Annotated in this window: 22 protein-coding genes and 1 pseudogene; 3 read left to right on the plus strand and 20 right to left on the minus strand. The window is 61.9% G+C overall.

Annotated features, from left to right (window positions below; genetic code table 11):
* Window positions 1-21: 21 nt before the first annotated feature.
* Window positions 22-915 (plus strand): tRNA pseudouridine synthase A, encoded by an 894-nt coding sequence (locus IEW19_RS06505; RefSeq protein ID WP_188570843.1) that lies wholly within the window; start codon window positions 22-24, stop codon window positions 913-915.
* A 120-nt stretch (window positions 916-1,035) separates the two neighbouring features.
* On the opposite strand, the gene IEW19_RS06510 is transcribed toward IEW19_RS06505, so the two are convergent.
* Window positions 1,036-2,703 carry an ATP-binding protein gene (locus IEW19_RS06510; protein ID WP_188570844.1) on the minus strand — a complete coding sequence of 556 codons (1,668 nt, stop codon included), beginning with the start codon at window positions 2,701-2,703 and terminating at the stop codon, window positions 1,036-1,038.
* A 253-nt stretch (window positions 2,704-2,956) separates the two neighbouring features.
* Here IEW19_RS06510 and IEW19_RS06515 point away from each other — a divergent pair, with 253 nt between their 5' ends.
* Window positions 2,957-3,739, plus strand: a complete 783-nt coding sequence (locus IEW19_RS06515; protein ID WP_188570845.1) for a response regulator transcription factor — start codon at window positions 2,957-2,959, stop codon at window positions 3,737-3,739.
* Window positions 3,740-3,742: 3 nt separating this feature from the next.
* Here IEW19_RS06515 and IEW19_RS06520 read toward each other — a convergent pair whose 3' ends face one another.
* The 13 genes and pseudogenes from IEW19_RS06520 to IEW19_RS06585 all read right to left on the minus strand — a co-directional run bounded on the left by IEW19_RS06520 (window position 3,743) and on the right by IEW19_RS06585 (window position 16,480).
* A complete protein-coding gene (locus tag IEW19_RS06520; protein ID WP_188570846.1) occupies window positions 3,743-4,225 on the minus strand; it encodes an Hpt domain-containing protein in 483 nt (160 codons plus the stop codon).
* A 94-nt stretch (window positions 4,226-4,319) separates the two neighbouring features.
* Entirely contained in the window at window positions 4,320-5,204 is an 885-nt protein-coding gene (locus IEW19_RS06525; RefSeq protein WP_188570847.1) for a type II secretion system F family protein, read from the minus strand.
* A 7-nt stretch (window positions 5,205-5,211) separates the two neighbouring features.
* On the minus strand, window positions 5,212-6,144 hold the full coding sequence (locus tag IEW19_RS06530) for a type II secretion system F family protein (protein ID WP_188570848.1): 933 nt from the start codon (window positions 6,142-6,144) through the stop codon (window positions 5,212-5,214).
* Between the two features lie 10 nt (window positions 6,145-6,154).
* On the minus strand, window positions 6,155-7,639 hold the full coding sequence (locus IEW19_RS06535) for a TadA family conjugal transfer-associated ATPase (protein ID WP_188570849.1): 1,485 nt from the start codon (window positions 7,637-7,639) through the stop codon (window positions 6,155-6,157).
* Complete coding sequence (locus IEW19_RS06540) at window positions 7,639-8,835, minus strand: CpaE/TadZ family protein (RefSeq protein WP_188570850.1); 1,197 nt, start codon at window positions 8,833-8,835, stop codon at window positions 7,639-7,641. The genes IEW19_RS06535 and IEW19_RS06540 overlap by 1 nt, the downstream gene beginning before the upstream one ends.
* Entirely contained in the window at window positions 8,832-9,587 is a 756-nt protein-coding gene (gene cpaB, locus IEW19_RS06545) for a Flp pilus assembly protein CpaB (protein WP_229748362.1), read from the minus strand. Before cpaB (IEW19_RS06545) ends, IEW19_RS06540 begins: the two co-directional genes overlap by 4 nt.
* A gap of 27 nt (window positions 9,588-9,614) precedes the next feature.
* Window positions 9,615-10,535 carry a pilus assembly protein TadG-related protein gene (locus IEW19_RS06550; RefSeq protein WP_229748363.1) on the minus strand — a complete coding sequence of 307 codons (921 nt, stop codon included), beginning with the start codon at window positions 10,533-10,535 and terminating at the stop codon, window positions 9,615-9,617.
* Window positions 10,536-10,573: 38 nt separating this feature from the next.
* Window positions 10,574-10,963: a TadE/TadG family type IV pilus assembly protein gene (locus IEW19_RS06555; protein ID WP_188570851.1), complete on the minus strand. Its 390-nt coding sequence runs from the start codon at window positions 10,961-10,963 to the stop codon at window positions 10,574-10,576.
* Between the two features lie 137 nt (window positions 10,964-11,100).
* Entirely contained in the window at window positions 11,101-11,292 is a 192-nt protein-coding gene (locus IEW19_RS06560) for a Flp family type IVb pilin (protein ID WP_188570852.1), read from the minus strand.
* Window positions 11,293-11,716: 424 nt separating this feature from the next.
* Window positions 11,717-11,908, minus strand: a complete 192-nt coding sequence (locus IEW19_RS06565; RefSeq protein WP_188570853.1) for a Flp family type IVb pilin — start codon at window positions 11,906-11,908, stop codon at window positions 11,717-11,719.
* Between the two features lie 262 nt (window positions 11,909-12,170).
* Window positions 12,171-12,992, minus strand: a pseudogene (locus IEW19_RS06575) (IS481 family transposase); the annotation flags it as partial.
* 324 nt (window positions 12,993-13,316) lie between these two features.
* Window positions 13,317-15,029, minus strand: a complete 1,713-nt coding sequence (locus IEW19_RS06580; RefSeq protein ID WP_188570856.1) for an ArnT family glycosyltransferase — start codon at window positions 15,027-15,029, stop codon at window positions 13,317-13,319.
* Window positions 15,030-15,238: 209 nt separating this feature from the next.
* Window positions 15,239-16,480 carry a bifunctional glycosyltransferase family 2/GtrA family protein gene (locus IEW19_RS06585; RefSeq protein ID WP_188570857.1) on the minus strand — a complete coding sequence of 414 codons (1,242 nt, stop codon included), beginning with the start codon at window positions 16,478-16,480 and terminating at the stop codon, window positions 15,239-15,241.
* 12 nt (window positions 16,481-16,492) lie between these two features.
* Between IEW19_RS06585 and IEW19_RS06590 the strand changes: the two genes are divergently transcribed.
* On the plus strand, window positions 16,493-18,502 hold the full coding sequence (locus tag IEW19_RS06590; RefSeq protein ID WP_308419988.1) for a DUF6541 family protein: 2,010 nt from the start codon (window positions 16,493-16,495) through the stop codon (window positions 18,500-18,502).
* Between the two features lie 120 nt (window positions 18,503-18,622).
* On the opposite strand, the gene IEW19_RS23905 is transcribed toward IEW19_RS06590, so the two are convergent.
* The 6 genes from IEW19_RS23905 to cpaB (IEW19_RS06620) are packed head-to-tail and all read right to left on the minus strand — an operon-like array spanning window position 18,623 to window position 24,145.
* The gene (locus IEW19_RS23905) at window positions 18,623-18,838 is read right to left on the minus strand and encodes a Flp family type IVb pilin (protein WP_188570859.1); all 216 of its coding nucleotides are present in this window, start codon (window positions 18,836-18,838) and stop codon (window positions 18,623-18,625) included.
* A gap of 9 nt (window positions 18,839-18,847) precedes the next feature.
* Complete coding sequence (locus tag IEW19_RS06600; RefSeq protein WP_188570860.1) at window positions 18,848-19,723, minus strand: type II secretion system F family protein; 876 nt, start codon at window positions 19,721-19,723, stop codon at window positions 18,848-18,850.
* Between the two features lie 9 nt (window positions 19,724-19,732).
* Entirely contained in the window at window positions 19,733-20,683 is a 951-nt protein-coding gene (locus IEW19_RS06605) for a type II secretion system F family protein (RefSeq protein ID WP_188570861.1), read from the minus strand.
* 2 nt (window positions 20,684-20,685) lie between these two features.
* A complete protein-coding gene (locus tag IEW19_RS06610) occupies window positions 20,686-22,167 on the minus strand; it encodes a TadA family conjugal transfer-associated ATPase (RefSeq protein WP_188570862.1) in 1,482 nt (493 codons plus the stop codon).
* On the minus strand, window positions 22,164-23,369 hold the full coding sequence (locus IEW19_RS06615; RefSeq protein ID WP_188570863.1) for a CpaE/TadZ family protein: 1,206 nt from the start codon (window positions 23,367-23,369) through the stop codon (window positions 22,164-22,166). Before IEW19_RS06615 ends, IEW19_RS06610 begins: the two co-directional genes overlap by 4 nt.
* Window positions 23,366-24,145, minus strand: coding sequence for a Flp pilus assembly protein CpaB (cpaB, locus tag IEW19_RS06620; protein ID WP_229748366.1), 780 nt, complete (start codon window positions 24,143-24,145; stop codon window positions 23,366-23,368). Before cpaB (IEW19_RS06620) ends, IEW19_RS06615 begins: the two co-directional genes overlap by 4 nt.
* Window positions 24,146-24,148: the final 3 nt, after the last annotated feature.

The raw sequence follows: 24,148 nt of genomic DNA on the forward strand, positions 1-24,148 counted from the left end.
CCTTCGCATAGACTTAGGTCTGTGAACCACCAAAAACCCGCGGCCCCCGTTCCAGGGGGCGGCGGGTTTTTGCGTATCCGGCTTGATCTTTCGTACGACGGCGGCCCGTTCAGCGGGTGGGCACTGCAGCCAGGACGGCTGACCGTCCAGGGCGTCCTGGAGGAAGCGATCGAGCTCTTGGTCCGGCGCCCGGTCCGCGTGACCGTTGCCGGCCGCACCGACGCCGGGGTGCACGCCCGCGGCCAGGTGGTCCACCTTGACCTGACCGAAGCCGAGTGGCTGGGACTGCCGCGCGGGCACGAACTGGATCCCGCCGTCGCCATGCTGCGCCGGCTCCGCGGCGCGTTGAGCCGCATCCTCGGGGACCTTACCGGCGCGGTGGAAGTGCACAGGATCTCCCTGGCACCCACCGGTTTCGACGCCCGTTTTTCCGCCCTTTGGCGGCGCTACAGTTACCGGATCGCGGACGGGCCGGCGCTCTGGGATCCGTTGGAGCGATACTTCACGCTGTGGCACCGGAACCCGCTGGACGTATCCCTGCTCAACCAAGGGGCCTCGAAGCTCCTCGGGCTGCAGAACTTCCTGTCCTTCTGCAAGCCCCGGGAGGGCGCCACCACCGTCCGGGAACTCCAGCGCTTCGAGTTCAGGCGGGGCGAGGACGGCGTCATCGTGGCCACCGTCCAGGCCGACGCCTTCTGCCACAACATGGTGCGCGCACTGATCGGCTCCGCGCTCTACGTGGGTGAGGGGACCGAGGCGCCGGGCTGGCTGCACGAGCGGCTGCTGCTGCAGAAACGGGACGCCAAATCCGTCCTGGCCGCCCCGCACCCCCTGGTGCTGGAGGAAGTGGCCTACCCGTCGGACAGCGAACTATTGGCCCGCGCCGAACTAACCCGCGCCGTCCGCAAGTACTAATCTTCATCCATTGCTCCTTACTTGTCGTTTTGGGTCTGAAAACGACACGGGGCCCACACCGGCGAGGGCCCCGGCCCGAGCTTGCGAGGGTAGGGAGCCGGTGGGGAGCAATGGATGGTTCTAAAACGCCGGCGGCGAGCCTTCGGCGGGAAGCGTAACCGTGAAGGTGCTGCCCTGGCCCTCGCCGCTCTGGCACATGATGCTGCCGCCGTGCCGTTCCACGATCATGCGGGTAATGGAAAGGCCCAGCCCGGCTCCGGGGATCGCCGCCCTTTGCGCGGACTCCGCCCGGAAGAACCGGTTGAAGGCCTTCGCCGCGTCGTCGGTGGACATGCCCATCCCGGTGTCCGTGACGCTGAGCCGGACCCACTGCTTGTCCGCTTCCGCGCTGATGCTGACCTTGCCGCCGTCGGGGGAGTATTTAATGGCGTTGGAGACCAGGTTGTCCAGCACCTGCCCGATGCGGAGCGGGTCGGCGTAGGCCCACAGGGGCGAGGGGATGTCGGCGGCGATCTCTACATGGGACCGCTGCGCCGAGGCCTGGGCCGAACTCAGGCTGGTTTCCACCAGGCTGGCCAGGTCGGTCCGCTTGGGGTGGACGTTCAGGGTGGTGGAGGCGGAGGCCGTCAGGTCGGCCACCAGGTCCAGCAGCCGCTCCGCATTGCGCTGGACCACCAGCAGGCGGTGCGCCACGTGCGGGGGCAGGCTTTCGGCGTCATCCAGCACCAGGTCCACGTTGCCGACGATCGAGTTCAGCGGGTTCTTGAATTCGTGCGAGACATTCGAGATCAGTTCCTGGTTGGCAGCCAGGGATTCCACCCAGCCGGTGACGTCGCTGTAGACCACCACTGCCCCGGTGAGGCGACCGTCCTCGCTGACCAACGGGCGGGCGGCGGTAGAGACGGCGCGCTGCTCCGGGCCTTCGCCCGCCCACACCAGGTAGTCGGCGAAGGACTCCCCGGCCATGGCACGGATGATAGGCCTGCGGTCCGGTGGGAGCAGGGTGCGGCGGTCCTGGCCGAAGATGAGCTGGTGCCCCTGCCCGGGAATGGCCTCATCGGCACCCGTGGCCCGGCGGAAGTTGCGCTGGCGGCTGTTGGACACCAGGAAGTGGCCGGAACGGTCGACGGCGGCAATACCGACGTCAGTGGCGTCCAGTACGGTTTCGAGCAGCTTCTCCCGTTCCCGGCTTGAGTCCAGCAGGTTCCGGAGCTCACGGTCCTTCTCCGCCAGTTCACGCTGCTGCAGCCGGAGATGCACGCTTGCGAAGCGGATGGCCAGGGACACGGCGAGCATCATGACGGGGAAGAGAACGACAGTGGTGAGGTCCGCGGCGGTTTCCGACGGGAAGTGATCCACGGCCGTGGGGAGCATGATCAGGAACGGCCCCAGGAAGCTCAGCACCAGGCTGCTGCGCGCCAGCATGCCGGACGCGGAGAGCCAGATGACCGGGAAGACCACCAGGACGGCCAGGCCCGGCAGGAGCGGTGCCGCACCGTTGCGCAGGAACCCGATCGCGGCGAAGTCCAGCACTGGAATCAGCAGGTACGGACGGTGCGCCAACCGTTCCCAGGGAACCAGGAAGCAGGCAAGGAACAGCAGCCCGTGAAGGACAAGGCCGGCCATGTACAGCGGGCTGTGCAGGAGCGAGGGCCAGGCAAACGGGCTGGCGACGGCAATGACAGCCACAATGAGGGTGAGGGGGAGCTGGCACAACGCCACTTGGGCGCGGGGCCCCAGCCGGCGGAAGATGCGGCCGGGTCCACGGTGGAACAACGGCTCAGCCATGTTTCTGACTCGTACCCCTTCACGTCTGGAATGCAGGTTGCGCCGGAGTGATTCAATTCCCCCCGGATGCCCGGCACTTACCCATTCCTGCCCCATATTGCACACGTCTTGTCATAGTAATTGACTTTTCAATTTTTAGCGCGGATTCAGGTGTCATCAGGCAGGCTTACAAGTAGCGTATAAATGGTTGGAGCGGGAATGGCATTGGCGCTGGGCCAATGGGGGGCCATCTCCGCCTGGCACAGGGATAGCAATGGACGATCTTGGTATAGCTGTAGTAATCGAAGATGACGCAGACGTACGCAACCTCCTTGAAGGTGTATTGACCCAGGCGGGCTTCGAAGTACATACAGCGGTTGATGGGCGGGCCGGGGTTGAGGTGGTCCGCAGTAAGCAGGCCAACGTTGTAACGCTCGATATCGGCTTGCCGGATATTGACGGGTTCGAGGTTTTACGGCGAATCCGGAATTTCAGCAATGCATATGTGGTGATGCTGACGGGCCGGACGGAGGAGCCGGACCTGTTGTCTGCACTCAATGCGGGCGCGGACGATTACATCGCCAAACCCTTCAGGCCAAGGGAGCTCCGGGCCCGGGTGTCGGCGATGATGCGCAGGCCCCGGCATGAGATAGCGGGGGAGGAACCGTCAACCGCGCACTGGGGACAGCCCCCGGCTCCGCCCGCGCCGGGCGATCCGGGGGTGCTGCGGCACAACGGACTCCAGCTGAACCACCGCACACGCACGGTGGAGGTCAAGGGTCAGCCGCTGGGCCTGACCCGCAGCGAGTTCGACCTGCTGCATGTGCTGCTGAAGGGCGGCGGCGCCGTATGCACCAGGGCTGACCTGGTACGGGCCGTGCGGGGCGACTTCTATGACCATGACACTTACATAAGCGAGGCCGATGAGCGTGCAGTGGAGGTCCATGTGGGAAACCTCCGGCGCAAGCTTAAGGAAGACCAGTTGTCGCCGCGCTGGCTGCAGACGGTGCGCGGTGTGGGGTACCGGCTGGCGCCCCGGCGGCCCGACGACGCGTAGGCTTCAGCCCTTCTCCAGGATGTAGGTTGACTGCAGCTCGGATACTGTCCGTGCCCCGTCCTGGGCTACTCCGGCCATCATGGCCTGGCCCTGGACAAAGTCGCCGCGCCGGATCAGGTCTTCGAGGAGTTCGGCGAGCCTGGCCAGGCGGACCCCGCCCACCATGGCGGAACTGATCTTGAGGCTGATGACGGCGTCCAGGGCAGACGCCTTGTCTTCGCTGTCCACCGCCGTTCCCAGCCGGGTCAGGCGCAGGTCCCACATGGCGGCATAGTCACGGGCGAACCGCTGGGCCAGGCCGGATCCTGCCACTTCGTCCTCGAGTTCGTCCAGCACAGCTGCATCAATCAATGGCAAGAGACCCGCCGCCTTCAGCGAGTGGTCCGCGCTGGCGGCCGGGACGAAAACGGAGGGTACTGCGACCCCGGCCAGCGGTGAGTCCGCAGCGGGGCTCTTTCCACTCGAACCGTGATCGTGACTGTGCATTGTTCAAGGCTACTTCCTGGAATTCGTGCGGTGTCTTATTTCGGGTCATCCTGTGTAAACCTTGAGGCAACCTTGCCACGGTGCTGAGCGTGCTTCACTGCCCGGTGAAAGTGGCAATCGTGTTGATCACGGCCGGCCCCAGAATGGCGATGAAGAGGACCGGAAAGATAAAGAACAGCAACGGGAAAAGGATCATGACGGGCAGCTTCATCGCCTTTTCCTCGGCCCGTTGGCGCCGCTTGACCCGCATCACCTTGGCCTGCACGCGCAGGACCCGGCTGATGGCGATGCCGTACGTGTCGGCCTGGACCACGGCCTGCACAAAGCTGCGAAGCTCCGGGATGTTGGTCCGTTCAGCCAGGGCGATGTAGGACTCCCGGCGGCTGCGTCCCACCTGCATGTCCTGCAGGGTGCGGACCAGTTCCTCGGCCAGGGGGCCCTTGCCGTTCTCGCCGGCCCGGGCCATGGCGCCTTCAAAGCCCAGGCCGGCTTCCACGGAAATGAGCATCTGGTCCAGGGTGTTGGCGAGTTCCAGCTGCATGGCCTTCTGCCGCTCCTGCCCCTTGCTGTAGAGGAGGAGGTCCGGGATGAAGTAGCCAAGGAACAGGACGAAGATCCCGGCCAGCTTCATCACAGGGCTGCTGCCGATGGCCGCCAGGTAGCCGCCCATGGCCACGCCGGCCACGCCGAGGGCCAGCTTTGACCCCAGCACCTTCCCCAGCGGCATGGAGGCCGGGCGGCCGGCGAGGGACAGGAGGCGGTCAAGGAACGCAACATAGGCAGGGGGAGTGAGGCGCCTGCCGACGGCTTCGAGCAGTCCCGGCGCTGCGGCAGCAGCGGTGGCAACAGGCGTGCCGCCGCGGGAGAGCAGGTCGTTGACAGCCACGCGGCCTTGCTTGTCCACCGTCAGGACGGACCACGCCAGAGCCGCCACGGGCACGCAGACCAGCAGGACGGAGAGGAGGACGATCAGGTTCATGTGATCCTCAGAACTTCAGGTCGATGATCTTGCGCATCCAGAGCGCACCGATGGTCATCAGGACAAAGGACGCACCGATCATTGCCCAGCCCAGGGGATGGGTGAACATCGAGTTCATGTAGCTCGGGCTCACCGCGAGCAGCATGGCCACGATGCCGAACGGCATGGCGATCAGGATGTAGGCAGAGAACTTGCCTTCAGCGGCCAGGGCCTTGATGTGCCCCTTGATCTCCGCGCGCTCGCGGATGGTCTCGTTCACCTGGTCCAGCACCTCCGCCAGGTTGCCGCCCACCTCGCGGTTGATCTGGATGGCCTGTGAGATCCATACGAAGTCCTCGTTCTTCATCCGGTCGGCGGTGTCGTTCAGGGCCGCCAGCAGGTCACGCCCCAGACTGGTTTCGGTAATCACGCGCCGCATTTCCTCCGACGTCGGCTTCTGGGACTCGGCGGCGGCGGCGTCGATGGCGCGCAGGATGCTGTGCCCAGCCCGCAGGCCGCCGGAGAGCAGCTGCAGGGTGTCGCCGAGCTGGCTGTCGAAAGCGGTGCGGCGCTTGCCGGCCAGGAAGCCGAGGACCAGCTTGCCCGCGAAGGGGGCCAGCAGGGCAAGCAGCAGTCCCATCAGGAGGCCCACGGTGGCCAACCCAACCAGCATGCCGAGGCAGGCGCCGATGCCCACCAGCAGGAAGAATTCGGCCTGGCTGAGGCGCAGGCCGGCGTTCTCCAGTTCGGCGCGGGAGAAGAGCCTGACGTTCCGGCCGGCGAGGAGCCGTTCGAAGGACCGCACGCCGGAGAGCGCCAAACGCGTTATGGATGACGGTGGCTCGGGTTCAAATGGACGACGGCGGTCCAGCGGCACGGCGGGGGCGCTCGGCAGGAGCACGGCCACGCCGAGGAGGCAGATGGCAGAGAGGAGGATGACGCTTCCGATGGCGATGATCATGGCTGCGTCCCTACTTCACGCCCGGGCCCAGCGGGGTGGCAAACACCGCGGGAGACACGTGGATGCCCAGGTCCTCGAAGCGGTCGATGAACCGCGGCCGGATGCCGGTGGCAACAGGCCTGCCCAGGAAGCGGCCGTGGGCATCAACTCCGGCGGAGTAGTCGAAGACGAAGGCGTCCTGGAGGGTGACGATGTCCCCTTCCATGCCCTGGACCTCGGTGACGTGGGTGATGCGGCGGGAGCCGTCGCGGAGCCTGGAGATCTGGACGATCAGGTTCACGGCGGAGGCTATCTGCTCGCGAATGGCGCGCAGCGGAAGGTCCATCCCGGCCATCAGCACCAGGGTCTCGAGGCGGGCCACGGCGTCGCGGGGGGAGTTGGAGTGCACGGTGGACAGCGAACCGTCGTGGCCGGTGTTCATGGCCTGCAGCATGTCCAGCGATTCACCGCCACGGACCTCGCCCACCACGATCCGGTCCGGACGCATACGGAGGGAGTTGCGGAGGAGCTCGCGGATGGTCACTTCGCCCTTGCCTTCGGTGTTGGCCGGCCGGCTTTCCAGCCTGACCACGTGGTCCTGCTGGATCTGCAGTTCAACGGCGTCCTCGATGGTGACAATGCGTTCGTCGTGCGGCAGGAACGAGGACAGGACGTTTAGGAGCGTGGTCTTGCCCGTACCGGTACCGCCCGAAACGATGATGTTGAGCTTGGCTTTGACGCAGGCGTTCAGCAGTTCTGCCATCTCGGGCGTCAGGGTTCCGAAGTCGATCAGGTTGCGTACTGTCAGCGGCGTCTTGCTGAACTTTCGGATGGTCAGCGAGGAACCGCCCACGGCCAGCGGAGGGATGACGGCGTTCACGCGGGAGCCGTCCTCCAGGCGGGCGTCCACCAGCGGGGAGGACTCGTCGATGCGGCGGCCCACCTTGGACACGATGCGTTCGATGACCTTGCGCAGGTGTTCCTCGGAGCTGAAGCGGGACTCGCTGAGCGTCAGCTTGCCTTTGCGTTCCACGTAGATCTGGTCCATGCGGTTCACCATGATCTCGGTGACGGCGGGGTCGTCCAGCAGGCGCTGGAGGGGGCCGTAGCCCAGCACGTCGTCGGCAACGTCCTGGACCAGGCGGGTGCGCTCTTCCGGCGTCAGCGGCACCTGTTCGGCGTCGACGATGCGGGTGAGTTCCTTCTTGGCTGTGCTCCGCAGTTCCTGCTCGGTGACGGCGGCGTCGTTGAAGCGCGTTCCCATCCGCTCGAAAAGGGCGGTGGCCGCCCTGTCCTTCATGGCTGCGAAGACGTCCACTTTGGGTGCGGTGGGCACCTGCTGCGCGGCGTCGTCGTGCGTTGAATGCACGGCGGCGGCATGCGCCGGAACGTGCCGCTCGGCACTTTCCGCAGGGGACGGGGAAGGAGTAGGCGCCGGGCGCGGCGGCTCAAGCAGCGCGGTGCCGGCCGACTGGTTGCGGCCCTGGACCGCGTTGATGCGTTCTGAGAGTTTCATCAGATGACCACCCTTCGGTGAAGCTTCCGCTGTGCCTGGGCACGCCATGCGGGGTTGAAGCGCTCCACGAGCTGGCGGAGGCTTTTGACGGCGGGGTCCTTTTTGGAGTCCTGGAGGACGGGGATGCCGCGGTTGGTGGACAGCGCCACGGCACGGGAGCGGGGGACGCTGACGTCCACCGGGGCTCCGATGGTGGACTCGACGTCCTGGACGTTCAGGCCGGTTTTGCTGTCCGCCATGTTCAGGACCACGTGCCGGGATTCGGGCTCGATCTCGAGCTGGCGGAGGACTTCCAGGCCGGAGCGCAGGCCGCGGAGGCTGGGGATGTCCATGGCGCTGACCCATACAGCGTCGGTGCACTGTTCCATGGCGGCGAGGCCGATTTCCTGCATGCCGGGGGCGGTGTCGATCACCACGTACTGGAATTCCTGAGCGAGCTGGTCCAGCAGGTGGCTGATCTGGTCCGGGGTGATGTGGTCCGCGTCCACGGGGTTGGGCGGGGCGCAGAGGGCGTAGATGCCGGCGGGGTGGACGGTGAGGAAGGCCTTGAGGACCAGGGAGTCCTGGGCCGCTGCCGGCGTGACGGCGTCGGTGACCGTGTGTTCCGGGTTGAGGTAGAGGCCGGAGGCGACGTCCCCGAACTGTAGGTCAAGGTCCACGATGACCACGCTCATGGGCGCGATCTGGCCCAGGCCGATGGCGATGTTGGTGGCCAGGGTGGTTTTGCCCACGCCGCCCTTGGGGGAGAAGACGCCGATGACCAGGCCCTTGCCGCCGTTCTCCGTTTGGTGGGTTTCGGGGCCGCGGTTGCGGGTGGCGAAGGACTGGCAGGCGCGTTCCAGCAGCACCCTGATTTCCGCGGCGTCGGCCTGCGGGTTGAGGATGTCGCGGATGCCGGCGCGCATGGCGTGGAGGAGAAAATCCGGGTCCACGTCGCTGACCAGGACCAGGCTGAGGCCGGGGAACTGGACGTCGAAGACCTTGGCGAACCTCAGGGCCTCTTCATACGGGACGTCCGGGCCGATGATGAGCACTTCCGGTTGTTCCTGGTTGAGGAGGGCGAACAGTTCCTGGGGGCCCGCGGGGAGGATGTCACTTGCGATGGTCTGGACGCTGCCGCGCAGGCCGTGGGCGACGGCGGCGCGCAGCTTCTGGTCGAACTCGCCGTTGGGGGAGAGGAGGACGAAGCGGCTCATTTGTACACGTTGTCCTTCCTGGCGATGAAGCCGCCGTTGTCCTGGGCGTCGAGGGGTTCCTTGGTGAGCCAAAGGCTGCCATTGATCGTGGTGAAGATGATCTTGTTTGCATCCACGTCGCTCACCGCGACAGTGACCATTAAGGAACCTTGGGGAAGGGTGGTGTCCTGGGGGTTTGTGCCGTCGGTAGGCTTGGCAGTTGGCGTTGCCTGGGGTGCCCGCTGGACGGCTGTGACCAGGACCTTGCGGAGGGCGAGTTGAGTGGTGGGTTCGCCGGGTTTGCTCTTGTCCGCGCCAGCAGGAAAGCTGAATCCGATTGCAACATGGTCGCCGGCTTCAAGACGGCCACCGACCACCATTTTTGGTTCCAGCTCGAAGGTGACTTCCTGGAGACCTGCCGGCACCTTGGCTGCGCTGCTGCTCTTGGCGTCCTGAGGGGCCACGAGGCGTTCGGCCAGGAGCTGTTCGCCGGGGACCAGGTCAACAGCGGCGACGGTTCCGGCTTCGTTGTCCAGCGTGTTCAACGCGGTCTTCGCAATGGCTGTGCCGGGCAGCTGCTGAAGTGACACCGAAGCCTTCACCACATCGACCGAGGACCCCGACGGTACGGCTTTGGTGACCACGAGCACGCCCGTGGGATTCATGTCGGCGACTGCTCGCTGGTCGGCACCGTTTGCGTAGGTGATGATTAAGACCGCCCCGATGATGGCCAGCACTACTGCTGCTACACCGGCCAACATACGTGACTTCACTAACTGCTCCTGTGGACTTGCTGATTCTTACGGGGTGAGACGGACGATTGAGGCCTCGTAATTGGGGACGTTGCCAAGTTCGAATGCCTGGGCGAGCGAAACGAATTTCACGAAGTACCCGCGAATCGTCTTGTTTTGGACATTTCCCCCGGCCGTCCACGAATAGTTCGCGAACTGATAGCCAGTGACGTGAAAGGCGGCGAAGCCCTTGACGTAGAACTTGCCGGAAGAACCCGTTCCCGTCGCTACGTCGTAGAGCGGTAGGAGAACTGTTTGGTCGTTCATCTGGCTGAAGTCCGCGGCGGTGCAGATAGTCGGGGCGCTGGCACCGGGGTCGCTGGCGAACCATATGCCGGGGTTGTTGGCCTGGCCGGCCGTCATGGTGACCGAGCACTGTGAGCCACTGGTAGTGATCCAGCCGAAACCACCTGGTAGCCCGCCGCAGCCGTTCACCGACTGCTCAAGCACCTGTACGCTTCCCGTTGTTCCACCGGCCGGGATGTCCAGTTTGCAGTAGGCAATGGCCAGTGGAAGGATCGCCGGGCCCTTGGACGGTGTGCCCCACTGTGCTGAAGCGCTTGCGTTCACTTCCGCAGAGGAGATCCCCAGAGCCCGCGCGAAGAACAGAGACACTTGGTTTGGAACGCCGCCTGCTTCCTGTGCGCCGGCCGTAACGGCCACAGTTCTTCCGGTCTGATCGATCGTGACCGACTTCAAATTGCTGAGGCCGTCATTGGCGTTCTTGTTTGCAAGACCTGCTGCCAGCGACGACGTGCTGATGCAGTCGGCGTCAGCCGTTGATTTGGCACATTTTTGGGCTATAGCCAAGGCAGCGGCGTCGGCTCCATTGTGAAGCTGGGTGCGTTCTGCATACATCATCGAAACATCCACAGCGATGGCTGCGAAGCCGAGGAGCGCCACAAGCATGACGGCCACGATCACGCTCACAGCGCCTCGTTCGTCGCTTTGCGAACCGTTGACCTGAACTAGCCCCCGCACAACATGGCTCCTTGGCCTGTCATAGCGAACGGTCCAGCAATTCCTGTCATCGTGGAGAGGCTGTACGTGATGGTGACCGTCATTCGGTTGCCCGGCGCGCAAGTTGAGGCGCCTGTATCAAGGTTTTTGAACGCAATATTGCCGTCAACCAACGCTGGCTGGAGGGATACTGCAGTGTTCTCTGCGGCAGATCTGGCCCCGTTGGGATCGTTCGAGATTGCCATAACGCGGACGCCTTCGCGGGCTGCGGCCGAAAGCGATGCTTGGGCGTTGTAGGCCCGGCTGAATTCCATGATGCCAAGGAGCAGCATGATGAGGACAGGCACGACGATGGCGAACTCAACGGCCGCCGCCCCGCGTTCTGATGGCCTCACCATGTGCTGCGTTCCTCTCGAATCACTGTTGCTGCGATGCGTCGATTTGTACACGTGAAACAGTTTGTGCGGTGCAGTTGAGCTGCACCGCACAAACAGCCGGCGTGATGGGGCCTGGGGTCTTGCTTCAGGGGCCGGCTTCAGAGATTGGCTGTGACTCCGGTGAACATCGTGTTCAGCTGGCCACCCAGGGTGCTTACAGCGACGATGATGACGACTGCGATGAGTCCGACCATGATGCCGTATTCGACAGCTGTTGCGCCCTTTTCGTCGTGGAAGCGGTTCTTGAGGTTGAGGCCGACGGTCTGAAGGGTGGCGATGAGAGAAAGCATAATGAACTCCTGAGCGAGTGGTTTTTGGCCGGCCCTGCACCAGCACTACGACGAAGTTAGCAACGCTTGATGCGGTGTTGACCGGGTCTTGCAGGATCGTGTGCAAAGGCATTTCAAGGTGTACCTTTCCCGCGCGATCACGTGGAAAACCCTGCGAAACCGGTCGCTTGCAGATCGGGAAGGCGAAGCGGGCACCGGGAACGGATGTGTTCTCTGCTGTGACCGCTGTTGTTGCGGTCACGCCGGCGTACGCCCTGCGGAAACGTCGCCTGGTCGCCTGTACCGTTCTCGTCGCGGGAACCTGTTTCTTGGGCGATGGTCCTGCGTAAGTACAAGTGCCCAACGCAACGGATTCTCCGCTTCGGTCGCTTCAACGGGGTGGGTTCGGCGACGTCGAGCAGACAGTACCGGCCCTTCGTCCGGGCTAGAGCTTGGCTGTGACTCCGGTGAACATGGTGTTCAGCTGGCCACCCAGGGTGCTTACAGCGACGATGATGACGACTGCGATGAGTCCGACCATGATGCCGTATTCGACAGCTGTTGCGCCCTTTTCGTCGTGGAAGCGGTTCTTGAGGTTGAGGCCGAGGGTCTGAAGGGTGGCGATGAGAGAAAGCATAATGAACTCCTGAGCGAGTGGTTTTTGGCTGGCCCTGCACCAGCACTACGACGAAGTTAGCAAGGCTTGATGCGGTGTTGACCGGGTCTTGCAGTATCCTGTGCAAAGGCTTTTCAAGGTGTACCTTTCCTGCGCAATTGCGTGGAAAACCCTGCGAAAACCGGACGCCTGCAGATGGGGGAGGCCAACCGGGCACCGGGAACGGATGTGTTCTCTGCTGTGACCGCTGTTGTTGCGGTCACGCCGGCGTACGCCCTGTGGCGGCCCATCCGTCGAGCATGGTGCGGTTGAACCGCTCGACTTTACCGTTGGTCTGTGGCAGGTAGGGGCGGGTTCGCTTGTGCCTGATTCCCGGGCCCAAGGCGTCCTTGAAGGCGTAGGAGCGGTAGCAGGAGCCGTCGTCGGTCAGGACCCGGCTCACCGTGGTCCCGGCGGCGTTGAACGCGGCATTTGCCCGCTCCCAGAAACCGCCGGCGTTTTCCTTCTTCTCATCGGTCAGGATCTCGGTGTACGCGAACGGGGAATGGTCATCGACGACGTTGTGCAGGTACGCGTACCCGGGCCGTTGGTTGGCCTCGGTCCCGGTCTTGTTCTCGTCTTCCACGGCCCGGCCGGAGACCCGGTGCCCGCCACCGTCGGGGATCCTGCCGAGTTTCTTGATATCCACATGGACCAGGACCCCCGGCTTGTCGTGCTCGTCGCGGCGGATCACCCGGCCCATGGCCCGGTCCAGCCAGGACAACCTGGCCAGACGCTACCGGGATAGGACTTTGAGCACTGTCGAGGGGTGGATGCCCAAGAGGTAACCGATCCGTTCCGGCCCCCCAGCGGCGCTTGAGCGGACGGGCAATGATCCGCCGATAAGGCCGGAGCGGGCCCCGGCGCGGGGACCGTGCAGGGCGGCTGGACAAGTCCCCCAAACTGTTCTCGCCGAGCTCCCGGTACCGTCGGGCCCACGGCGACGCAGTAGCAACAGAAACCTGAAATCGCTCCGCGGCCCTCCGCAGCGGCCAACCCTCATCAACTACACAACGCGCCAGCGCGAGACGGCCACGAGGGCTCAGAAAACATTGGGGTGGGACATTGAAGACCTCCGTTTGTGGAACAGGACTCTTAGACAAGCCCCACTCCACTCGGAGGTCTTCTTCATGTCACCACACTACGCCGACCGTCACCAACGTCTGTGGTAATACAGCTGAGCTTGGCTGTGACGCCGGTGAAGTTGGTGTTGAGCCGGCCACCCAACACGCTCACGAAGTCAGCAACGCATTCCGCGCGCTGTCGCGCACCTTGGCACATCCCGCCCAAGGCCTTTCAGGCTGGGTTCTTCCTGCGAAGTTCCCGGCAACCATGCGGTACAGCTCAGTCCCAAAAGAAAGAGCTGTGCCCAAATGCGATCTTTCCGCCGTTACGGCAGCAGGTTGTAGTATTGGGCGCCGACAATTTGCTCGGCGTGGTAGTGGCTTCTAACCCAGTCCACGATTCGTGCCGACTCTCCGCGGCCTTCAAGGGTAAGTGGCGGCAGATCCTGAACCACTACGCAGGCCACCTGATGGTCGGTGACCATTCGCTGAAACTGCTCCAAGGTTGGGAATGGATCGGTGCCGTCAAATCCGCCCAGCGGCAGCACCGATCGCTTGCTGGCCAACTGATAGTTGGCTGCTGTCTCAGAGCCCACAGTGGCCGCCGCCCATTTGGTAGTGGACGGAGTCGCGCGGAGGCGCGAAACGATTCCGGATTCAGGCACGTTGCCGAACATTACTTCAATGAAACTGGCTGGCACTTCGGGGCCCATCTGCTGACGGTCGGGATGATCCGTGCGTATGCCGAGGATACTGGGACCAGCCACGACGCCTGCCCCCTCATGGGAACTCAGAACTGTATTGATGGACCACACCAACGGACCGACCAATAGCGCCACTGCCAAAAGTCCTGTTGTCATTTTCCGAAGGGCTGGAAAAGGCGGTGGGACCACAAGAAAGGTGATGGCCACGGACCAAACCAGAAGCGCCACCAAAGGACCCAGCGGGAAATCAGCGGTTGAGCGACTCGCGGTTAGGAAGGCCAGCACCATTGTTATTAAGAGCGTCCCAACCAGCATCCAGCGTGCGTTTCGTCGTCTACTAAGCCTGTATAGGTGCAGCAAGCCCGTCCCTGCGAGGCAGCATAGCGGTGGTACAACAGTTAGGCAGTAATACGGATGGACTATGCCAGACATGAACGCCAAAACCGTTGAGGCGGAGAGAAACCAAAGAACGCACAGACTAAGGAAGGCCCGGTATCGCCGACTGCCGCTCTGCCGCTTGATATGCCAGACGGCAATGCACATTCCTGCTACGGCCAGGGGCAGGAACCAGCCGAACTGGCCCGAGAATTGCGGTTGAAGGAAACGCTGGAAGCCTGGATCCAGTTTTTCCGCAAGGCTCGCCGTACTGGGAGACATCGTCCGGCTGGCGTCCTCTCCGGTAAGGCGGTCCAGACCGTTGTAGCCCAAGCTTAATTCCACCGCGCTGTTGAGACGGGATCCTCCGACGAATGGCCGGCTGGCCGCCGGGACCATTTGCACCAGGACAAACCACCACCCGCCGGTAACCAGTGCAGCGAGCAGGGCGACCGAGACGTGCGTTATGCGCTTCAGGACTGGTCCACGGGCAAAGGCCAGATAGGTAACAGCGACGGCGGGCAGCAGCAGCGCGATTTGAAGCTGCTTCGTCAGCAGGGCAGCACCCGTGAGCGCACCGGCGAGAATCAGCCACCGTAGCTTGTCGCGGCGGATTGACTCCAATGCGGTGTAGGCCACGCCGATCATCAGCAGGGTAAGCAGTGCATCTGGGTTGTTGTAGCGGAACATCACCACGGCAACTGGGGTTATGGCGAAAAATGTCGCCGCGAGAAGTGCTGCGGCGCTCCCGACATAAGTGCGAACCATCCTGTAAAGCAGGTAGACGCTGGTAATTCCCATAAGGGCCTGCGGCACCAGGATGCTCCAGGGGCTTAGCCCGAAAGCGCGTACGGAAGCCGACATTACCCACAGGCTGAGCGGTGGCTTGTCGACGCTAATGGCGTTGCCTGGATCCGAGGAAGAAAAGAAGAATGCGGTCCAATCCTGTGAGCCGGCCATGGCTGCAGCAGAATAATACGAGTTGGCCCATCCGTTTCGATCCAGGCCCCAAAGATAGAGCACAGCAGTTAGGGCCAAAAGGGCCCACAGCGCCAATGTTTCCCGCCGACGGCCTAAGTATGGTGAGGATGGCGCACCGCCGGTTTGGCGCAAACGAAGCCCCCCGGCTGGAAGCTCAGAGGGGTCCCATGGGTCTGGTGCCGCGGGCTTCAAGAGGCCTGCGCCGTTTGGGCACCTGAGATCACAACGCGGCTGGCTGCTGCATCGGCCCTGGGAACACGGAAAACCCAGACCCGCAACATGACGAAGCGCATAAGCGTCGCGAGGATATTCGCCGCGGTAAGTGTCACGAGCTCCATCGTAGGGGACGAGTGCGGTGCAGAAGCGTGCAAAATCAACAGCGACGATGATGTTATTGACCAAGCCAGTGTAAAGACAACAAGTCCTTGGAACTGTTGGGTGAAGAGCTTCTCCGGGCCGTTCATCCCGAAGGTAAAACGGCGGTTAGCGGCCGTATTGCCCACCGCTGTCAGGAGGAGGGCGAGGAAGTTGGCCGGCTGTGCGCCAAAAGGCTCCTGGAACAGCACATAGAGCAGGGCGAAGGCCACCGTTGATATGGCTCCGACAACGCCGAACCGAATAACTTGCCCAAAGAAGCTGGGCCTCGACTGTGGAACCACAGGGCGCCGCCCCAGCTCCGCATAAATCGCTTGAACGGGAATCGACCCCTTTACGAGGGAACCAGCAACCCGAATGAGACCGCGAATGTCATCAACTGCAGTCTGCATGATGTCCACTCGACTGTCAGGATCGTCCACCCAGTCCACCGGGATTTCATGGATCCGAAGGCCCGAGCGCTCCGCGATGATGAGGAGTTCCGTGTCGAAGAACCATCCGTTGTCCTCCACATGAGGAAGGAGCTTCTTCGCGACGTCAGCCCGGATGGCCTTGAAACCGCACTGGGCATCGGAGAATCGAACCTGCATGGTGCGCTTCAGCAGAAAATTGTAGGAGCGGGAAATGAACTCACGCTGCGGGCCACGGCTAACGCGGGAGCTCTGGCCAAGCCTCGTGCCAATGGAGATATCCGAATGGCCGGACAATAACGGCGCAACCAATGGCGGAAGTGCCGCCAGATCCGTGGAGAGGTCCACGTCCACATACGCCAAGACTTCCGCGTCGGAGGAACCCCAGGCGTCACGAAGTGCCCACCCGCGGCCCTTCAGGTCTAGCCGACGGTACGCGACGTTTGGCATACGATCGGCCAGGTTGGCCCCAATCAGGGGGGTGCTGTCAGTGCTTGCGTTGTCGGCGATGGTAATCTGCCACGTCACCGCAAATTCGCTATGGAGATAATTTGCGAGTTCAGTGATGCTTTTTTCGAGTACCGATTCCTCATTGAAGACCGGTACCACAATTTCAAGCGCCAGGCCCCCGTGGCTAAGTTTCATGCTATGTATGCTATGGACGGCTTGGGGGCCGAATGTAGAAACTTGGGGAATACTGATGAACTACTTGGGGAATCCTTGATCTCTTGGCTTGCGGCACTGCCGGGCTTTTGTGTTGCGGGTGCTGTACTCCTGCTGCCCGGACTGGTTTTTGGCTGGGCCCTAGGGTTACGGCGGATCTGGATGATTTCGCTTGCCCCGGTCCTGACAGCATCACTTGTTGCCGTCTCTACACTTGTTTGCTGGTGGTTGCACGTTGACTGGCAGCTTGGCGTTTTCACCTTTGCCACAGTGGTGTGTGCCGGAGTTACGCTCGGTCTGGTCCGTGCAGGGGCGAGACGGTGGCCGAAGTTCTTCTCATGGGATCAAAGAGAACAGTCGGTGGGCCGTGCATACTGGATTGCACTGCTCACCAGCGGGATCCTCCTCTCTCTGAGATACGCCCAGATTGTCGAGGACCCGGCCAATATCAACCAAGGCATAGACACGCCATTCCACCTCAACCTGGTACAGCAGATCATCGATTCCCGTGACGGATCACCTTTCTCTGTACGTGGGCTCATGGGTGAGTCCGGAGGGTTTTACCCACAAATCTGGCACGCACTTGCCGCACTTATTGCCGAGGCAACCGGGTTACCGGTGGTTGACGCAGCGAACGCCTTAAACTTCGCTGTTGTAGCCATAGCTTGGCCGATCGGTGTACTTTCCTTGGTCAACGTCGTTGTGGGCCCCAAGATGGTCGCTTTGCTATCTGCCGGTATTGCGAGCGCCGGTTTCTTCGCGTTCCCGTTCACTGTCATGCAGAGCCAAAAGAGCGACTTTGGTCCGCTGTTCCCCTACATGCTTGCAGTCACGTTCTTGACTCCCCTGGTGGCGGTTGTGGCCTCGCTACTTGGATTTGGCCGCACGTCACCGGTTCCTTGGCCGCTGGGCCTCACAACGCTCCTTGCCGGACTGCCAGGGCTGGTTGTCACGCACATGTCGGCTTTGGTAGCCCTTGTGGGTCTTACATCGGGCTTCACCGCCATGGCCGCTGTGCGGTCTTTCAGGAAAATCAAACAGATGCGGTCCGGTCCTTTTCCGTACCTGCAATGGACAGCACTTTGGACCAGCGTCTTCACATTCGGCTTGATAGTTTGGGCCGGAGTGCGGCCTTTTACCACTACTTGGGATCCAATTGACACTTTTCCAGCGGCCGTTCGAAGCGTTCTCGAAGTAGCTCCCACACACGGGGGCGTAAGCTGGGGCCTTGCGGCGCTCACTCTGCTGGGCACCGCGGTCATATTCGGTCGCGCAAGTGAACGGTGGTTTCTGGCTGCGTATGCAGGCGCCGTCGCGCTTTACCTTGTTGCGGCGGCGCTGCCGCAGCCACTGTTGAGGCAAATCATTATTGGTGCGTGGTACGGGGACCCACCCAGGCTCGCTGCCCTCCTGCCGATGTTCTGGGCCGTCTTTGTCGGCGTAGCGGCGACCTGGTTCGTTGAAAGCGTGGTCTCACGCTTCCGTATCAAATGGCTTGGGGCCGTTGCCATCACGGCGGTCGCGGTAACGACCGTATTGTGGCCAACAAATTCGCAAACGACACCAGGAAGGGAACGCACCTACGCTCTGGCAAGTGACTCGCCACTGGTGCGTCCCGATGAACTCGAATTGCTGGGACGGCTTAGTGCCGAAGTGCCTGAGGGCGCAGTGATGGCTAATAACCCGTGGGACGGCAGTTCTACGGCGTTTGCGATCGCGAACCGGCGTGTACTCTTCCCGCACGCGTACACCGGGTCGAACGCGGACCGTCTGCTCCTGGCCAAGACGCTAAACGAAGCCACACCTGGCTCTGAGGCTTGTGCGGCGGCAAAAAGGGAGAAGGTTGGATTCCTCCTCGACTTTGGCCAGCATTACATTGACCAGCTGCGTGCCGAGGTCAATGATTTTCCGGGGCTTAGTGTGCCGGCTAATTCGCCAGCGTTTGTGAAAGTGGACCAACAAGGGTCTGCGGTCTTATATCGCTTCGTGGGTTGCGACCTGTAGGCCGCGACTGCCCGTGGTGATTGGTAAGGCCCTCGCCTTTGAACGTAAAACGGACCCCCTCGGTTCTGGGTGCCGAGGGGGTCCGGACTATGGGCGCAAGTTGCGCCTTGGGTAGGGGGATCAGGGGATTCCCAGAGCCGAGCTCAATGTTGTCGCGAGGTTCTGGTACTGGAGGTTCAGGGCCTGACCAAATGCGGTGATGCCGATAACCAGAGCCATTGCTAGGAATGCGACCAATATCCCGTATTCGGTAGCTGTCGCTCCGCGTTGGTCCATCGTTAACGTACGTAGAGCTTCGGCGCGTCGGTTTATAAAACCTGGGATCCAATTCAACATGGCTGCCCCCTAGGAGAAAACTGCCATGATCTGGAGGACAGCGGGCCCGAGCAAAATGATGAAGAGCGTCGGGAGAATGAAGAAGATCAGCGGGAAGAGCATCTTGACCGGCATCTTCATGGCGTGTTCTTCGGCCATCTGCCTGCGTTTGATGCGCATGTCTTTTGCCTGTGTCTTCAACACACCGGCGATAGCTATGCCGTAGGTATCGGCCTGTACCACGGCCCGGACGAACGTCCGCACTGCGGGTACATCAACTCGTTCCGAGAGAGCCAGGTACGCCTCCTTGCGGGAGCGCCCTACCTGAATGTCTTGAAGGGTCCTGATTAGTTCATCCGCCAAGGGACCCCTGCCATTCTCTCCGGCACGTCCCATGGCGGTTTCGAACCCCAAGCCCGCTTGAACCGAAATCAGCATCTGGTCCAAGGCATTCGGAAGCTCCAACCTGATTGCTTCCCGGCGCTTTTGGGCAAAGTTCCGCAAGAGGATGTCGGGAAGGAAATAGGCCAGTGCGACAATGACAAAGGCGATGAAGAACCTCCCCGCCGAGGGTGAGCCCATGAAGACCAGAAGGCCCAGGAGTGCGCCGCCGAAGGCCAGCATTGGCTTGATCATGAGGATCCGGGAAAGCGGCCACTGTTTTGGCCGACCCGCGCCCGACAATTGTTTGTCAAGCCAGGCCTCGTAGCCGCGGGGTGTAATCCGTTTGGACAAGCTCGAGAATTGTTGGCTGATGTTGAGCGACTGTGATGCCTGTGCGGAGCGGCCGCCCAGATTCGCCTTGATGCGCCGCAGGGCAGCCCGGTCGCCTGTGAAGGACAACCAAACCATGCCCGAAATCGGCACGACAATGGCCAATATTGCAGCTAGTGCGATGGGTTGCATGTCATCCCCCTAGTACTTCGGTTTTATGATGCGGCTGAGCCAGAGGCCGCCGACGGACAAGAGGATGATCGCCGCGCCCAACATCGCGAATCCAATGAATGTCGTGGTGAAGACCCGCGAGTAGGTTGGGTTGAACAGCACGAGGCCGATGAACATCAGGATCGGCAGGGCCATGAGGACCAATGCCGAGATCCGCCCTTCTGCGCTGAGTGCCCTGACTTGGCCTTTGACTTGGTTTCGGTCGCGGATGGTCTCACCCACGTGGTCCAGAACTTCCGCCAGGTCCCCACCAACTTCACGGTGGATTTCAATGGCTTGTGCTATCCAGTAAAAGTCCTCGCTTGCAGTTCTCCGAGAGACATCCGCCATCGATTCACCCAAGTCGCGGCCGATCCTGGTTTCGTTGACGATGCGCGTGAGCTCCACAGCCATCGGTCCATCATTTTCCTGCGCTGCCGCGTCGATGGCCCTCAGGAGGCTGTGCCCGGCCCGAAGACCGCCGGAGAACATTTGCAGCGTGTCCGGGACCTGAGCGTCGAACGCCTTTCTGCGCCGGGAAATAAGGAAATTTAGGCCTAGATACAGGAGGAAAGGCGTGACAATGAAAGCCAGGATGCTCATGCCGAGGCCACCGAGGAGGAATGCTGCGACCGTTGTCACCAAAGTGACTGTTCCGGCGATCAGGAGGTAATCCCCGGGCTCCTTGTTTAGGCCTGCCTGCTCCAACTTGTCGCGGTTGAAGATCGAGGTGGGGCGCTTCTTGAGGCCACGGTTCAAGGCACCCACAGCTTGATTGGTAAGGCGTGTCAGGCTGGAGGATTGTTGCACAATCTCAGGGCGTCGCCTGGAAAGGGGGACGCCCTGGCGTCCCTTCCAAACGAAGACGAAAAATAGCGCGAGAGACGTGTAGACCAGGAACAGGCCCGTCATGAAGAGGGCGACTGGCACGGACGGCGTCATGGCTATCTACCTCGGCCCGTTTCAGCGCCGAAGATGTGTGGTGAAACGTGGATGCCAAGGTCTGCGAAACGGTCCGTGAACCGTGGCCGAACGCCGGTTGGAACTGGCTTACCGAGGAACCTTCCGTTCGAGTCAACTCCCGCAGCAAAATCGAAGACAAACGCATCCTGAAGGGTGACGATATCGCCCTCCATGCCCTGCACTTCGGTGATGTGCGTCACTCGCCGGGTGCCGTCCCTCAGCCTGGAGATGTGAACGATAAGGTTCACCGCGGACGCAACCTGCTCGCGTACTGCGCGGAGCGGAAGATCCATCCCGGCCATCAATACCAAAGTCTCAAGGCGGGCTATGGCATCGCGGGGCGAATTGGCGTGGACTGTGGAGAGGGAGCCGTCGTGGCCGGTGTTCATGGCCTGCAACATGTCAAGGCATTCGCCGCCGCGCACTTCGCCGACCACTATACGATCCGGCCGCATGCGGAGCGAGTTTCGCACGAGGTCGCGAATGGCAATCTCGCCTTTTCCTTCGATGTTCGCCGGCCGGCTTTCCAGCCTCACCACATGGTCCTGCTGAAGCTGGAGTTCTACTGCGTCCTCAATCGTGACGATGCGGTCCGAGGCAGGAATGAAGGAAGACAACGCGTTGAGCAGTGTGGTCTTGCCCGTACCAGTACCACCGGAAACGATGATGTTCATCCGGGCTAGGACGCACGCTTGAAGCAACTCGGCCATCTCGGGTGAGAGGCTGCCGAACGCAATGAGCTTCTGGACGGTCAGAGCATCACCGCCGAACTTTCGGATGGTCAGGGCGGGTCCGTTGACAGCCAATGGCGGGATGATGGCGTTGACGCGGGATCCGTCAGCCAAACGTGCGTCGACAAGAGGAGAGGATTCGTCGATCCGGCGTCCGACCTTTGACACTATGCGCTCGATCACCCTCCTCAGGGCGTCGTCGGAGGCGAACTTGGTGTCAGTCAATGTCAACTTGCCGGCCCGTTCAACGTAAACCTGGTCGAACCGATTGACCATTACTTCTGTGACGGAGGGATCATCCAGGAATCGTTGGATCGGACCGTGGCCAAGAACGTCATCGATAATTTCTCGGATAAGGCGCTGGCGCTCGGACGGGGTCAGCGGAACCTGTTCCTCGTCGACAACTATCTTCAGCTCATCCTTGACGTACTGGTGGAGCTCAACTTCTTCCAGAGAAGAATCAGTGATGCGGGCACCAAGCCGCTCATAGAGCGCGTGGCTTGCGCGTTCCTTGAGTGCGCTCAACGCACCGCTCGCTACGGCCGCAGTTGGGCTCAGCTCGATGACTTCGGACGCTTGCGCCGTTTCTGCGGTTTTGGCGTCACGAATGCGGCCCAAGGTCGCGGGTTCAACTGCGTCCTTGGTCAGCATAAACGGATCGTGATTTTCTTCCACCACTGCCAAACTTGGCTCCGTGCCTCGTGCCTTTTCGAGTCTGCGTGAGAGGTTCACTGGACTACCGCCCTTCTGTGCAACTTCTTGTGGGGTCTTGCTTCCCAGCTCGGCTTAAACCGCTCCACAAGTTGCCGCAGACCCTTCTGCGCGGGATCCCTGCTGCCGTCCTGGAGGAGCGGGATTCCTTTATTGGTAGAGAAAGGGAGGGTCCTGGAACGGGGGAGCACTACATCGACCGGAGCGCCGATAGTTGCTTCTACATCCTGGAGCGTCAGCCCGCTACGGCGGTCTGCCATGTTGAGGACTACGTGGCGAACTTCCGGCAAGAGGTTCAGCTCGGAAAGAATCTGGTTGCCAGAGCGAAGGCCTCGTATGCTCGGAACATCCATGCCGCAAATCCATACAGCGTCGGAAGCCAAGTCAAGGGTTGCCAGGACATGTTCACCGAGCCCCGGCGCCGTATCGACCACGACGTACTGGAACTCCTGCCGCAGCTGGGTAAGCAGATGGCTGACGTTCTCTCCCGTGATCCGGTCCATCTCCACCGGGTTCTTTGGGGCACACAGGGCGTAGATACCGGCAGGGTGCACGGTCAGGTACGTCTTGAGGACCATGGAGTCTTGGCTCGCGGCACCGACAACGGCGTCCGTGATGGTGTGGTCGGGTTCCAGCATCAGCCCGCTGGCGACGTCTCCAAACTGCAGATCCAGGTCCACGATGACCACCCCCATTGGAGCGATCTTTCCCAGCCCCACGGCCAGGTTCGTGGCAACGGTCGTCTTGCCTACCCCTCCCTTGGGGGAGATGACGGCGATGATTCGACCCCCCGCTGCGTGCTCGTGATGCTCGGAGCTGCTTGGGGACAAACCCCGTCGCCGCCCGGCCGAGGCAAGGCTGGCCCGCTCGACGATGATCCGGATGTGGTCCACTTCTGCTGCCGGATCCAGAAGATCCCGGATGCCGGCCCGCATCGCCTTGATTGCCACTTCGGAGGATTCGTCGGTCACCAGGATCATGCTGATCTCCGGATACTGTAGATCCATCACTGCGGCGAACTTCAAGGTCTCGTCAGCCGGCAGCCCGGGTCCCAGGATGAAGACTTCAGGAGGTTCCCCGAGGAGTTGCGTCAAGACTTCCTCGGGACCCTGGGGGAGATAGTCAGCCTGGAAGTATTGAAGGGTTCCCGGCATGGCTGCAGTAGCCAGACGAACTTTGCGCTCGAATTCCGCGTTAGGGGTGATCAGGACAAAGCGGCTCATCGGAATACCTTCGTCTTGTCCACAACGCCTGTGGTGCCCTCCGTAGCCCCGGTGGGCTCTTTCGACATGTAGATCTTGCCGAATTCTGCTGCGTACACCAGGCGTTCGGCGTCAACTGAGTTCCGGGCGACCGTGATCAGGTAGATTCCGTCGCTTTGTGCATTGCTGCCGGAGCTGAGGGATCCATCCGACTTTTGGGTCGAATCCTGCTGAGCCGGATTGCCGTTGCTCAACTGGGTGGCAGTGACAAGGACTTTGTGGAAGGTGAGCTGGGTGCCCGCCGATTGCGTAGCCGTTTGTCCAGCCCCGTTGGTGGATGACTCGGTGAGGGAGATGAAGATGCCCACAGTGTCACCGGCGGAAATCTTTCCGCCGACTACGCGTTCGATGGGGAGCTTGAGTGAAATCTCCTGCATGCCGTCAGGGACAGCGACTCGTGACGGCCCGAGGAATGACTGCTTTTCCACCAGCCGGCTCGAGAGCAGTTGTTCTCCTGGAACCAGGGCAACGGCGGTGACCTTTGACCCCAAGGAGTTTAGATCGGTCACACTATCCGCGGTGAGTGCTGACTTTGGGAGCGGCTTCTTGGCTACTGACCCTCCCAAATCGCTGACTGCTGTTCCTGCAGGAACGGCGGCCTGAACCACAAAGACTTCCGATGTCTCGGTTCCGGCCATGGCACGGGCATCCGCGCTCTGTACGTAGGTAATAAGAAGGACTGTGCCGCTTATCGCGATGACTAGCGCGGCGATGCCTCCCAGTAGGCGTGCTTTCACTTT

Source organism: Arthrobacter liuii, from assembly GCF_014639275.1.
Lineage (GTDB): Bacteria > Actinomycetota > Actinomycetes > Actinomycetales > Micrococcaceae > Arthrobacter > Arthrobacter liuii.

Bases quoted from the DNA above. Each gene is read 5' to 3' on its own strand.
- IEW19_RS06510 (WP_188570844.1), bottom strand. From the start codon at position 2,703: ATGGCTGAGCCGTTGTTCCACCGTGGACCCGGCCGCATCTTCCGCCGG.
- IEW19_RS06515 (WP_188570845.1), top strand. From the start codon at position 2,957: ATGGACGATCTTGGTATAGCTGTAGTAATCGAAGATGACGCAGACGTA.
- IEW19_RS06520 (WP_188570846.1), bottom strand. From the start codon at position 4,225: ATGCACAGTCACGATCACGGTTCGAGTGGAAAGAGCCCCGCTGCGGAC.
- IEW19_RS06525 (WP_188570847.1), bottom strand. From the start codon at position 5,204: ATGAACCTGATCGTCCTCCTCTCCGTCCTGCTGGTCTGCGTGCCCGTG.
- IEW19_RS06530 (WP_188570848.1), bottom strand. From the start codon at position 6,144: ATGATCATCGCCATCGGAAGCGTCATCCTCCTCTCTGCCATCTGCCTC.
- IEW19_RS06535 (WP_188570849.1), bottom strand. From the start codon at position 7,639: ATGAAACTCTCAGAACGCATCAACGCGGTCCAGGGCCGCAACCAGTCG.
- IEW19_RS06540 (WP_188570850.1), bottom strand. From the start codon at position 8,835: ATGAGCCGCTTCGTCCTCCTCTCCCCCAACGGCGAGTTCGACCAGAAG.
- IEW19_RS06555 (WP_188570851.1), bottom strand. From the start codon at position 10,963: ATGGTGAGGCCATCAGAACGCGGGGCGGCGGCCGTTGAGTTCGCCATC.
- IEW19_RS06560 (WP_188570852.1), bottom strand. From the start codon at position 11,292: ATGCTTTCTCTCATCGCCACCCTTCAGACCGTCGGCCTCAACCTCAAG.
- IEW19_RS06565 (WP_188570853.1), bottom strand. From the start codon at position 11,908: ATGCTTTCTCTCATCGCCACCCTTCAGACCCTCGGCCTCAACCTCAAG.
- IEW19_RS06580 (WP_188570856.1), bottom strand. From the start codon at position 15,029: ATGGCCGGCTCACAGGATTGGACCGCATTCTTCTTTTCTTCCTCGGAT.
- IEW19_RS06585 (WP_188570857.1), bottom strand. From the start codon at position 16,480: ATGAAACTTAGCCACGGGGGCCTGGCGCTTGAAATTGTGGTACCGGTC.
- IEW19_RS06590 (WP_308419988.1), top strand. From the start codon at position 16,493: ATGGACGGCTTGGGGGCCGAATGTAGAAACTTGGGGAATACTGATGAA.
- IEW19_RS23905 (WP_188570859.1), bottom strand. From the start codon at position 18,838: ATGTTGAATTGGATCCCAGGTTTTATAAACCGACGCGCCGAAGCTCTA.
- IEW19_RS06600 (WP_188570860.1), bottom strand. From the start codon at position 19,723: ATGCAACCCATCGCACTAGCTGCAATATTGGCCATTGTCGTGCCGATT.
- IEW19_RS06605 (WP_188570861.1), bottom strand. From the start codon at position 20,683: ATGACGCCGTCCGTGCCAGTCGCCCTCTTCATGACGGGCCTGTTCCTG.
- IEW19_RS06615 (WP_188570863.1), bottom strand. From the start codon at position 23,369: ATGAGCCGCTTTGTCCTGATCACCCCTAACGCGGAATTCGAGCGCAAA.